The organism is Lujinxingia vulgaris, from assembly GCF_007997005.1.
Classification (GTDB): Bacteria; Myxococcota_A; Bradymonadia; order Bradymonadales; family Bradymonadaceae; genus Lujinxingia.
In genome coordinates, this window is sequence record NZ_VOSL01000131.1 from 15,510 (window position 1) to 27,635 (window position 12,126).

Sequence of the window (12,126 nt, forward strand, 5' to 3'; positions counted from 1 at the left end):
ATGGAGCCCGCCCTTTTTGAATGAATGATGTTTGCGCACTGAGTGACCCTATGACGAATCGACAGGATGAAGCGGGCCCACACCTCGACGCCGGCGCACAGTGGGAGCGCTTCGGGCGCTACCCGTACCTTCTGGCCAAGCTGCTGGTCTTCGGGCTGATTCTGGGGGGGCTGTTCTGGACACTGGGTCAGTTCGCGACGGTGGTCTTTCCGATCTTCGTCAGCCTGCTCTTTGCGTACCTGCTCGATCCGACGATCGACCGCCTGGAGTCGCGGGGGCTGGGGCGCACCCCGGCGATCCTGCTGGTGCTTCTGGCGGGGATGCTCTTTGTGACGATCTTTGCGATCTTTCTCTACCCGACCCTGGCCAATCAGGCCCGGTTGATCATCGAGAGCTTCCCGGCGCTGTTGGAGACGCTGCAGAACGACGCGTTGCCCTGGATTGAGAGCACGTTTGGCATCGAGATGCCCTCGACGGCGGCCGCGGCGATGGAGCGCTACGGCGGGCAGATCCGCGAGTCGCTTCCGACCATCGGTCAGCACGTGGGAGCCGCGCTCACCAACGCCGTCACGCGCACCGGGGCGGTGGTGGCGAGCCTTGTCAACGCGGTGATGATCCCGCTCTTTACCTTCTATTTTCTGCGGGACTTTGACCTGGGCCGTCGCTCGTTGGTGCGCTTCATCCCGCCGCACCGCTATGAGATCTTCATCGACCGTTTGAAGAAGATGGACCAGGCCGTCGGCCAGTGGTTCCGCGGTCAGATCCAGGTCGCGCTGATCCTCGCGGGGATGTACGCGCTGGGGCTGGGGATCGTCTACGGCATCTTCGGGCTCGACGTGCAGTCCGGCGTGGTCATCGGCCTGCTCGCCGGGTTCCTCAATGTGATCCCGTATTTCGGGTTTGCGGTGGGCTCGCTCCTGGCGGTGCTCGTGGTGCTCATCCAGTGGAGCGGGTGGGGCGCGCTGATCGGTGTGGGGATTGTCTTTGGAGTCACCCAGATGCTCGAGGGCTATGTCATCACGCCGCGCATCGTCGGCGATAAGGTGGGGTTAAAGCCGGTCACCGTCATCATTGTGCTCTTGCTGGGCGGCAACATCGGCGGGCTTCTGGGGATCTTGCTGGCGATCCCGGTCACCGGCGCGCTGAAGGTGCTGCTTCCCGATATCATCGCCTGGTATGAGACGACGTCGTTTTACACCGGCAAGGCCACCAGCCCCGCGCAGATGCAAGTGCGCGCGCGCATCCTCACCGACGAAGATGGCGAGAACGTGGGCATTCAGCTCAGTGCGAACTCGCCGCTCTCACCGGCGATGCACGCGATGGAGGTCGCCGAGGCACAGACGGGCTCGGAGGCCGATACGCCGCCGGATGCGGGCCGGGACGCTGTGAAGGCCGAGGATCCCGCGACGAAGTCTGATGACGGTGGTGAGCCGGGCGACGATCATAAGCCCGGGGGAGAGGGCGATGACGGAAAGTTACCCGGCCATGATTGACACCTCTTCGCCCCCTTGAAACGATGCGAAGAGCCCAGTCGTTTTCCCCCGAAATTCGCGTCCCGGACCCCGCATGAGTCAGAGCAAGTGGTCGAGTGATGAGCAGGCACTCTTCGATGCGCTGCATAGCTTGATGTCGGAGCGTTTCGCCGAGGTCAGTGCGACGAGCGCGCGTGCGATCTTCGATGAAGCGCTGGCCCGCAGGGAGCGCTCCGCGGCTCAGGAGAGCTCCGGGGGCTGGACCGGGCGCATTGAGAAGGGGGTGGTCAGTCCCGTGGCCTCCACACACCAGGGCGGGCGCGTGCGGGCCGACGTGGAGATCGTGGCCGAGAGCGACGAGCTCATCGACAGCCTCCTCCATCAGATTCTGGAGGTTGGAGCGGTGCTCGTGCACCTGGACGAGCCTCCCGGACTCAATGAGATCGTGCAGGTCAAGTTGAGCTTTCCGCGCGCCCACCTTGAGGTGGAGGCGCGCGCTCGGGTGGTGCATCAGTCGTCGCGGGGAACGGCCATTGAGGTCTCGGGGCTGAGCCGCGAAGATCGGGTGGCGTTGCAGGCCATCGCCGACGATCGCCGGCGAGAGCTCGAAGATCAGGCTGCGCTGGAGAGCGGGCCGGGGGTTCACGACTCCTTCCAAGATCATCACGCCACCCCGCCGGTGCAGGTCGCCGAAGATCCGATGCGTTCTTTTGCGCCTTACGGTTCGCGGCGAAGTGGCGTCAAACGCACGATGCAGACCACCGGGCGGCGGCGCTTTGATATGCCTGATCCCGACATGGACGTGGTGCGCTCGACGCAGCACTCGATGGAGTCGGGGCTGGTCACACGTGAGTTCTACGGCCCGGCGCCGCCCTGGTTTGAGCCCGGGGGCGATCCGGACCGCGTCGAGGAGCTCGCCGGAGAGCGGGTGCTCGATATCCTCCTGCAGCTCTCTGCCAGCGGATTCAGCGGCGCGGTGGTGCACCGCCACGATAAGAAGGGGAGGCAGCTGCTCTTTGAGAGCGGCTACATCGTGGAGATCAGCAGTGAGCCGCGACATCCCGTCTCCGAGCTGGGGCCGATGCTGCAGGCGGCCAACCGCATCACCAAACGCCAGCTGGCGATGGCTGCGGCGCATGCCGATGAGCTGGGAACCACGCTGGCGCGCAGCCTGATGGAGCTCGATATCCTCGACCCGGAGCGCATCCGTCATGCGATCTCGGGGCGTTTGACCTTCCTGCTGCGGGAGTTCTGCGAGGAGCGCGAGGGGAGCCTGCAGGTCTTTGACGCCTCCTCGTTGCCGGCGGACTTTTTGCCGCAGCCGCCGCTCAGGGTTCACGTGGCCGTGGAGCGCATCATCTACGATCGGCTGGTGCGCGGCCTCTCGCAATGCTCGGCCAAAGAGCGCGAGCAGACCATGGCGCCTGAGCTCGACACCTACCCGGAGGTGCTCGTTCAGGAGCGCGATCGCCTTGAACGAGCCGTCAGCGCGACCGCTCAGCTTCGGCTGGTCGACAACGTCCTCAATGGCCGCCGCAGGCTGCGCGAGGTGCTCACCGAGAGCGCGCTGCCGCCGGCGGAGACCTTTGCGGTGGTCTTCGCCCTGCACCGGATGGGACTTCTGCACTTTGACCGTTCGTTGCACCAGACGGTGGTACGTGAGCGGCTGCGCGAGAACGTCACCGTCAAGTACCTCAGCGTGCATAAGGCCAGCTATTTTGAGGTGCTCAACGTGCACTGGTCGAGCTACTCGGAGGTCATTGAGAAGGCCTACCACGAGCTTCGCGCGCAGTTTGACCCGCAGCGGGTGCCAGCGGAGCTGGAGGAGGAGGTGCATCAGCGGGTGCGCGAGATCAATGAGCGGGTGGAGGCGGCGTACGCGGCGCTGGCCAAACGCCCCACGCGTCACGGCTACCGCACGCGCATCATGCCCGAGTACAAGCTCGCGCACGCCGTGCCGCTCTTTCTCAAGCAATCCGAGCTGGCCGAGCGCCGCGGGCAGTGGGCCGAGGCGCGCGATGCGGTGCGTCGTGTGCTGGAGATCGATCCGGAGAACGCCGAGGGGCAACGTCGCCTTAAGCGTTATGAGCAGATCATCGACCAGGGGCTCTCGCCAGACCCGGCCGACACCAATCAATAAGTTCACGGCGCGACCACGCTAAAGGGAAGGGCACCGCACCAGGTGGCGGCCCCCCCTGGTTGCGCGATCGATAACGCGATCGCCGCGGCGTGCCCTATCTTTCTATCAGATCGACCCCACCGATTTCGGGAGATGACATGGAACGCATCAAGTTGTTGCAGGAGCTCGTCGTCAAAAATCAGAGCAAGATCCTCTTCTGGGTCTTTGATGGCATCGGCGGTTTGCCTCATCCGGAGACGGGAAAGACCGAGCTGGAGACGGCGAACATCCCGGCGATCGACGCCTTCGCGCGCTCGGCCAGCTGTGGCGGGCTTGTGCCGCATGGCGCCGGGGTGACGCCGGGGAGCGGGCCGGGGCACCTCTCGCTCTTTGGCTACCCGCTCGATCAGTTTGATCTTCCCCGCGGCGTATTGGAGGTGCTCGGCGCCGAAGATGTCTTCTTCAACGGGGAGCTTGCCAGCGACGTCAGCATTCGCGCCGGTGATCTGGCGATGCGCGGCAACTTCGCCACGCTGGAGAAGCGGGGCGACCAGAACGTGATCTCCGATCGGCGCGCCAACAAGATCGCCACCGCCGAGAGCCGCCGCGTCTGCCAGAAGCTCAGCCGTGAGCTTTCGGTGGAGGGCTATGAGATCTACGTCTACCCGGGCAAAGAGCACCGTTTCGCGTTGCTGCTGCGCGGTCCGGGGCTGGCCGGCGGGCTCAGCGACGCCGACCCCCAGAAGAGCGGCGTGCCGCCGAAGCCGGTGGAGGCGGAGAGCCCCGAGGCGGAGCGCTCCGCCTCGATCGTCAACGCGATTATCGACCAGGCCACCCGCATCCTCTCCGAAGAGCCGGAGGCCAACACGGTGTTGCTCCGTGGCATCGGCGCCGCGCCCAAGATCCCCACCCTGGAGGAGCTCTACGGCATCCGCGCTGCCGCCATCGCCACCTACCCGATGTACAAGGGCATCGCGCGCCTGGTGGGCATGGATGTGCTTGAGGTCGGCTCAATGGAGCACGCCGATGAGGTCAAGACGCTGGAGGAAGCCTTTGACGACTACGACTTCTTCTACCTGCACATCAAAGAGACCGACGGCTTTGCTCATGTCTTTGATTTTGACGGGAAGGTCGGTGTCTTTGAGAGCTGCGATCCGCTCTTTAAGAGGGTCACCGAGATGGGCTTTGATGTGATCGCGCTCACCGGAGACCACTGCACCCCGGCGGTGTTGGGCGACCACTCCTGGCACCCGATTCCTACCGCACTCTGGTCGAAGACGGTGCTCGGTGGCGGGGTTGAGGCGTTTAGTGAGCGGGAGGTGCTTCGCGGCACGTTGGGGCTTCGAGCCTCGCGCGACCTGCTGCCTCTGGCGCTGGCCGAGGCGCGTCGGTTCAACAAGTTCGGCGCCTGAGGCTTAGCCCGCTGAACTTATCGCAGGCCCGTGCTGCTGGAGAAAGGCGAAGGTATCGTCCCAGCAGCGCCGGGCCTGCTCCCGCCACACAAAGGCATGAAAGGCGTGCACCTCGCCAGGGTAGTAGCGCTCGACGACCGGTGTGTTGAGTCGCCGAAGCGCCCGGGCCAGGCGTCGGGTGTCGTCGAGGATCGGATCGCGAGTTCCCACCGGGGTGAAGAAAGGCGGGAGGGGGCGCTCCAGGGCCTCCGGGCTCTCGAGAGACTCGATCAAGGTCAGGGGGTTGGCCCAGCGCTCGGAGCGCCGATCTGCGTAGCTGGAGGCTCCCAGGTAGGCTCGGGAGACCTCTTCGATGCGGTCGTAGAGCCAGCCCGGGAGTTTCTTGCGCCGGCGGAAGCGATCCGGGTCGGAGACCTGCAGGATGCCGCAGGCGGCGATGGTGGCTGTGGGGCGGATCTGACGCTCGAAGATCTCTCGAAGCCAGCCGGGTTCGCCCCGAAGGCTTGTGGCACATGTCAGCGCGCAGGCCAGGTTGGCGCCGGCAGACTCCCCGGCGATCACCTGGCGAGAGGGATCGCCGCCGAACTCGCCGATATGGTCCTGGGTCCAGCAGAGCGCGCGGCTCGCGTCGACGAGCGCGGCCGGGAAGGGATGGGCCGGGGCCAGCCGGTAGTTGATGTTCACCACCACGAAGCCGGCCCGCGCAAAGGCCAGGCCCATCACCCAGTGGGTGTCTTTGGAGAGAATACGAAAGCCACCCCCGTGCACATAAAAAAGCACCGGCGCGTCGCGCACGTCGACGGGCCGGTAGATATCGAGCAGGTGGGCGTTGAGCCCGCTGTCGCGGTAGGGGATGTCGCGCAGCCGCTCCACTCCGTGGGCCTCCGGGCGGGCATCGGGGTGAAGCGCGCCCAGCGCCGCGAGCCCCTCAAACATCGAGGCGATGGCCGGGCCGGCCGCCCGGCGCAGCAACTCACCGGCGAGTCCTGGCGAGGCAGGAGCCATCGATCAAGCCTGCTGCTTGCGCGCGGCGTCCGGCTCATCATGGACGGTCTTGATGCCGAAGGCGCTGCGCGCCACGTTTTCCAGCGTCTCGAAGAACTTCAGCCGCTCCAGCACCGGGTTTAGCCACCCGCAGGTGATGCAGTAGTAGGTGTCGTAGGGGGCGGTGTGGTGGAAGTCGTGGTTGGTCGGGGTCAGGATCAGGTTGTAGCGCTGCAAGAACAGAATGTAGCCCGGCGGGTTGTCCATGTGCGCCCATTTGTGGAACTGGTTGGTCATGAAGACCCCGCAGGTAAAGGTCACCGAAAATGCCAGCACCAGGAGCTGCCAGATCTGGGTGGGGTCGGTGAAGAAGAGCGCAATCGGCACCATGTAGAGCGCCAGCACGATGGAGTTGTTGCCGTTGACCGTGACGTAGTCGTGCTCGCAGATGCCCTGGGGGTGGGTGTGGTGGTCGCGGAAGGGTTTGACAAAACGCTCCCCGAGCACCGGCGTCTCTTCGCTGCCGAAGGTGTCGCCCATCCAGTGCACAAAGCCCGAGGCGAAGTCCGCACCCACATAGCCCAGGACCGCCGTCAGGGGCACAAGCCAGGCGGCGGTCTGCCAGCCCAGCACGCTCAACCCGCTGATGGCGCGCGCGCTAATGACGACCACCAGGGCGAAAAAGCTCAAGATCGCTACAATTTCAAGGATTCGGTGCAGGGGGGAGTAGTCAAAGTCACGACTGAAGAAGGACTTGATCATTGACGGCATCATACAACTCGATTGCAAGAGGGTAACAGGGGGCCGGCAACGGGGCTGGGAGCGTCGCCTGGTGGCGAGGGGTCACAGCGGCCGGAGGCGCGCATCCCGGAAGTGGTACTAAGCACTTGGAGCGCGAAGACCAGCGGTTGACGGGAGCGCTTGTGGTGGTGAAATTGCTGCCACCGCAGAACATGCGGAACTATCAACGTTGGTGGCCGAAAAAACTAAGGAAAGACGGCATGAAAATCAAGGAGAGGGCGCTCCAGGCACTCGACCCCATCATGCCCTTTTTGAGCTTTATGGGGCAGGCGTTCCGGGAGTGGAGTGACGATAAGGCGTTGCGCCTCGCGGCGGCGCTGGCGTTTTATTCGGTCTTCTCGATGGCGCCGCTGCTGGTGATCGGGATCGCGGTGGCCGGTCTGGCTTTCGGAGAGGCGGCGGTGCAGGGGCAGGTCGTCGGCGAGTTGGAGGAGTTTGTGGGGCTGGAGGCCGCAAAGTTTATCGAAGATATGCTGCGCGGAGTGCGTATCAATGAGACCGGTCTGGGCGCGACGTTAATCAGCCTGGGCACGATGCTCTTTGGCGCTCTGGCGATCTTTGCGGCGCTGCAGGACGCCCTCAACATGATCTGGCGGGTGCAGGCCGATCCCGACAAGGGCATCCTCTATCTGATCAAGCGCCGTCTTCTGGCCTTCTCGATGGTGATCTTCTTCGGACTTCTGTTGATGGGGTCGCTGCTGGTGGGGTCGATCTTCGCGATCGTTGAAGCGTACTTCGCCTACCTGATCACCACCCCCGTGTGGGTCTGGAGGTTGGGCGACAGCCTGGTGTGGTTGATCTTTTTCACCGCTGTCTTTGGAGCGATGTACAAGGTCTTGCCCGATGTGAAGATGGCCTGGCGCGATGTGTGGGTGGGAGCGGCGATGACGTCGATGCTCTTCGGGCTGGGGAAGTTCGCCATCAGCACGTATTTGGGTCGCTCCGGGGTGGGATCGGTGTTCGGGGCGGCCGGCACGCTGGCGGTGATTCTGATGTGGATTTATTACAGCTGGGTCATCGTGCTCTTCGGCGCAGAACTTACCCAGGTGTGGGCGCGGCGCGTGGGATCGGGGATTGCGCCGGGGCCTGGGGCGGTGGTGCGGCCGAAGTACGAGCGGGAGAATGCGCACGAGGAGATGAAAGGCGCCTCCTCCAGCGACGAGATCTCGGGGGGCGTCACCTCATAGGGAGAGCGCAGCAGGGCAGGGGGGAAGGCTTATGGGGATGTGCTTACCTTTGAGATGATGAGGGTGCGACGGCGGGCTGTTGGGTCCGCCCGGAGCGCAGAGATCATGTCGACTCGGAGGTGGAGCGATGTCCAGAACGCCCTGGTGGGTATCGGTGACGGTCGTGCCGGGGCTTGTGCTGCTGAGCGCGCTGGCGGTGATCTGGCAGGAGGTGCGCACCTCGGCCCTGCAGTCGATGGTGGGGGTGAGGCTTTCGCAGGCCGTGGTGACCGAGCATCGGCTCAGCCCCCCCTCTTCGGCGCCGCTTCTCGATGGTCCCGATGGCCCCTGGGACCGCGCGCGAGGCTACGCAGCGCGCAGCGCCATGGTGGAACGCCTTCAGGGCCAGGGCTTTGAAGTGGTCGCGCTCGCCCGGCCGCAGGAGGTCGGTCGAAGCTCGGCGCTGGCCGGCTGGACCTACCCCATTTTTGAGATGCAGCCCCGGGCGGGGTTGCACATCACCGATCGTGCGGGCCGCACGTTGGAGCGCTGGCGTTACCCCGAGGTGGTCTGGGAGCAGCCTCCCCCCCTGGCGCTCGACGCCGCGCGTCTGCTGGAGAACCGCGCGCTCGCCAGCCGCGCCCACCCCTTTACCAACCCGGCAGTCGACTGGACCCGCCTGGGTGTGGCGACGCTCAGCCAGGTGCGAGCGCGCTTGGGCAGTGACGCGCCCGCCATCGGCGGATCGACGCTGGCGGTGCAGATGGAGAAGTTTCGGCACTCCCCGGGCGGACGCACCTCGGATAGCAGCGAGAAAGCCCGCCAGATGCTCACCGCCTGGCTGCGCGCCTACCATCACGGACGGGACGCTGATGCGTGGGCCGAGCAGATCGCGATCGACTGGATCAACTCGGTGCCCCTGGGGCATCGCACCGGATACGGCCCGGTGCAGGGCGTCTTTGAAGGGATGTGGGCCTGGTTTGGCCGCCCTCCCGAGGTTGTGGCTCAGGCCCTGAAATCGGGCGATGATGACGCGCTTCGTGCCCAGGTTGAGCGGGAGCTGCTGGCGTTGATCATCGCGCAGCAACGGCCGGCGCGCTACCTCCCCACGGGCATCGACGCCCTGGAGCGTCGTGTCGACGCGCTGGTCAACGCGCTGGTCGATGAGGGGTATATCACACGGGATTGGGGACATGTGATCGCGTCACGATCCTTACGTGTGGCATCGCCGCCTTCCAAAGGACCGGCAGAGCGCGTATCTCCCCACCTCAGCGCGCTGGCCGTCCGTCAGTGGGGCGCGCTCAGCGGGGAGGAGCGCGCGCTGATGCGCCAGCGTCACGCCCGGGTGACCGCGACCTACGATGCGGCGTTGCAAGAGGCGTTGCGTCGCGAGATCGAGGCCGCCCAGCCTCCGGCGCGCACCAGCGTGACGATCTTCGCCCGGAGCGCCGGAAGACTCGAGCCCCGCGCCATTGTCGACACCGAACCCCGTGTGGTGGACCTGAGCACGGAGGGGCGCGTCGACCTGGGCTCCACCTCCAAGCTCCGGGTGCTGATCTCGTATCTGAGCGCGGTGGAGCAGGCCTATCAGGCGCAGCGCGGCGGGCGACCCGCCGCCCAGGATCCGATCAGCCGTTTTGTGGCCCGGGAGCTCGCCGCTGACCCGGGGCTGTCTGTCTCCCAACTTCTGGAGCACGCGCTGCAGCGCCCCGTCTCCGCCGATCCCGACGAGGTCTTTTACACCGGCGGTGGCCCCCACGACTTTCAGAACGTCAACCCGGAGCACGACGCGCGCTACTTCAACGTGGCGTCGGCTTTCGTGGCGTCGGCCAACCTTCCCTTCGTGCGCCTGCTGCGCGAGGTCGTGGCCTACCACGCCCATCGCATCTTCGGGACGCCGATCGAGGCGGTCGTCGCCGGGGAGCATCCCCGCTTTGAGGAGCTGCGCGAGCGTCATTTGAAGATGTCGGCAGAACGTCGGGTGCGCGACGCCTATTTTCGCCACCATCGCGCCGATGTTGCGACGATGGCCGCCCGGGCGATGGCCGGACTTGAGCCTACCGGGGCGCGCTGCGCCCGGCTCCGCCGGGCGGTCGGCAGCGCCGCGAGGTTGGGTGACGAACACCCCTGCACAGACCTTGAGAGCGATGCCACCGCCGACGGCAAGATCGACCCCTGGGATGCCCAGGACCCCCTGGAGCTGGCCGCCATCGCCGCGCTCGTCGAAGACCCCGAGGCCTCACTCACCGACGTGATGCTCGCCACGGCCGAGACCCGGGATGAGGCCCGCGACTGGATCGCCGCCCAAACCTCGACCCTCGACACACGCCGGGGCATTCATTACGCCATCGAGGAGGAGGTGTTCGCCGAGCTGCAGAAGGAGTGGGCGCGCGCGGGCTACCCTTTTGAGCGCCTGACCCCTTCGCTGGCCACCGCGCTGGGGAGCTCCGGCGACCGGCCCGCCTCCCTGGCTCTGCTTGTCGCCGCGGTGCGCGCCGGCGGGTTGGTGCCGGTGCTCAGCCATGTGAAGCTCGTGCGCCTCTTTGAGGGCACGCCCTATGAGACCTGGCTGCGGCCGGTTGAGGCGCAGCCGGTGCGGGCCTTTGGTCCCGAGGTGGCCCGCGCCGTCGAGAGGTTGTTGATCCGCGTGGCCGAGCGGGGCACCGGCCACGCCACCGAGAGCCCCTGGCAGACGGAGGCGGGGGGCTGGGAGGTGGGCGGAAAGACCGGCACCAGCGACCATGTCGTGCTGGTGCGCGACCGCAGCGGGCGCATCATCGAGCGCCGTACGGTCGCGCGAAGCGGGGCCTGGGTCTTTTTCGCCGGGCCCTGTGTCGTGGGCACCGTGGTGATGTTCGAGCAGGGCGAAGACGCCGCCACCCATCACTTTCATGGAGGCGATGCGGCCGAGCTCAGCCGCGCGGTGCTGCGAGCGATTGAGGCGACCGACGCTCAGAGCCATCTCTGCGAGCCTCCCGAGGCGTCCAGAGTTCGATCTCCTGGCGAGCGCGGCGATTCTGCATCGGAACTGGACGAATAAGTTTGTCGTGCGTAAGGTTGCACCCCTGAGAGGCGTCATGTTGACGTGACTGACCTCGGGAGCCTTCGTATGAACCTGCCCATCCGCATCGAGACCCTGCTTGGTCCGCTCTTCATGGCAATTTTTGCCATCGCGTTGAGCGTGCCCTGCCTCTGCGCGTCTGCGCAGGCCTCGATGGTGAGTGTGCAGACGACCCCGGGGGCGTGTTCCTGCTCCCACGGCGAAGGCTCCGACGACTCCGAGGATAAAGGGTGCTGCTGCGGCTGCGACATGGCCGAAGAAGCGCCCCGTGCGCCCGTCGTCGCCGACACCAGCGGCATGGTCGCCTCCGCGGAGCTGCTCCCCGAGCGCCTCGCTGCACCCCTGCTCGTCGAGTTGCCGGCGCCCGGCATGCCTGCAGGCATTGAGCTTGCGCAGGCCAGCCTCCACGATCCCTCGCCACCCTGGCGATCCCCCCCTCCCGGTGACGAGCGCGCGTTGAGCGCGGCTCCGACCTACCTCCGAGTGCAGACGTTGCGTCTTTGATGACGCGCGCCTTCGATGAGGCGCGCGCCTGCCGGCGCTCAAGTGCATTCGTCCCTTTAAAATGAGCATCGCAAGAGCTTTTGTGATCGTAGGACGATCATAAATCGAGCTTTTGTGCGGATTGAGCCCCGAATGGGCTCAAGAGGTAGGACCATGCCAACGCATTTGCGGCGCGTGTCAGTCGCGCTGTGCACGTGGGTTGTGGCGCTGGGAGCAAGTGGGCTTCTTGCGTCGACCGCCGGCGCTCAGGAGCGCCGCGACACCGACCCTTCGCCAGACAACGCTCCCCACCAGGGCGAGCATCACCGCCGGGCGCCGGCGGCGATGCCTTCCGGTGAGAGCATCGCCGCGCTGGATGAGCGCGCCCTGGAGAGCCACCCCAGCGTGCGCGCCCCGGCGTCTCGCGCCGAAGAGGCTGCACTCGCCGCTGAGGTGGAGCGGGGCCGCTGGCCCGAGCCTCGTGTCGAGTACATGGCCGAGATCAGCACGCCCTGGGCGGCGCATACGACCACCGACCACATGGTCACGCTGATGCAGACCATCCCCTGGCCGGCCACGCGCCGCGCCGGCGCGGCGCCAGCGCGTGCGATGGAGCAGGCCGCGCGGG

Annotated in this window: 9 protein-coding genes; 7 read left to right on the forward strand and 2 right to left on the reverse strand. The window is 66.0% G+C overall.

Translation table 11 applies throughout. The features are described from left to right. Nucleotides 1-50 precede the first annotated feature (50 nt). The 3 genes from FRC96_RS17815 to FRC96_RS17825 all read left to right on the forward strand — a co-directional run bounded on the left by FRC96_RS17815 (nucleotide 51) and on the right by FRC96_RS17825 (nucleotide 5,003). Entirely contained in the window at nucleotides 51-1,493 is a 1,443-nt protein-coding gene (locus FRC96_RS17815; RefSeq protein ID WP_230470400.1) for an AI-2E family transporter, read from the forward strand. A 73-nt stretch (nucleotides 1,494-1,566) separates the two neighbouring features. After that, nucleotides 1,567-3,612 (forward strand): hypothetical protein, encoded by a 2,046-nt coding sequence (locus tag FRC96_RS17820; protein ID WP_146976469.1) that lies wholly within the window; start codon nucleotides 1,567-1,569, stop codon nucleotides 3,610-3,612. Between the two features lie 137 nt (nucleotides 3,613-3,749). Then, nucleotides 3,750-5,003: a phosphoglycerate mutase gene (locus FRC96_RS17825; RefSeq protein ID WP_146976471.1), complete on the forward strand. Its 1,254-nt coding sequence runs from the start codon at nucleotides 3,750-3,752 to the stop codon at nucleotides 5,001-5,003. A 3-nt stretch (nucleotides 5,004-5,006) separates the two neighbouring features. Here FRC96_RS17825 and FRC96_RS17830 read toward each other — a convergent pair whose 3' ends face one another. Together FRC96_RS17830 and FRC96_RS17835 are read right to left on the reverse strand one after the other, a co-directional pair. Then, the gene (locus FRC96_RS17830; protein WP_146976472.1) at nucleotides 5,007-6,008 is read right to left on the reverse strand and encodes an alpha/beta hydrolase; all 1,002 of its coding nucleotides are present in this window, start codon (nucleotides 6,006-6,008) and stop codon (nucleotides 5,007-5,009) included. Nucleotides 6,009-6,011: 3 nt separating this feature from the next. Beyond that, complete coding sequence (locus FRC96_RS17835) at nucleotides 6,012-6,758, reverse strand: fatty acid desaturase family protein (protein WP_230470401.1); 747 nt, start codon at nucleotides 6,756-6,758, stop codon at nucleotides 6,012-6,014. A gap of 230 nt (nucleotides 6,759-6,988) precedes the next feature. On the opposite strand from FRC96_RS17835, the gene FRC96_RS17840 reads away from it, so the two are divergent. From FRC96_RS17840 to FRC96_RS17855, 4 genes are all read left to right on the forward strand, one after another. Beyond that, entirely contained in the window at nucleotides 6,989-7,975 is a 987-nt protein-coding gene (locus FRC96_RS17840; RefSeq protein WP_230470402.1) for a YihY/virulence factor BrkB family protein, read from the forward strand. A gap of 127 nt (nucleotides 7,976-8,102) precedes the next feature. Further along, nucleotides 8,103-10,994: a transglycosylase domain-containing protein gene (locus tag FRC96_RS17845; protein ID WP_146976478.1), complete on the forward strand. Its 2,892-nt coding sequence runs from the start codon at nucleotides 8,103-8,105 to the stop codon at nucleotides 10,992-10,994. 69 nt (nucleotides 10,995-11,063) lie between these two features. Further along, nucleotides 11,064-11,519 (forward strand): hypothetical protein, encoded by a 456-nt coding sequence (locus FRC96_RS17850; protein ID WP_146976479.1) that lies wholly within the window; start codon nucleotides 11,064-11,066, stop codon nucleotides 11,517-11,519. A 153-nt stretch (nucleotides 11,520-11,672) separates the two neighbouring features. Next, nucleotides 11,673-12,126 (forward strand): hypothetical protein (locus tag FRC96_RS17855; RefSeq protein ID WP_146976481.1); only part of this gene is annotated, 454 nt, incomplete at its 3' end.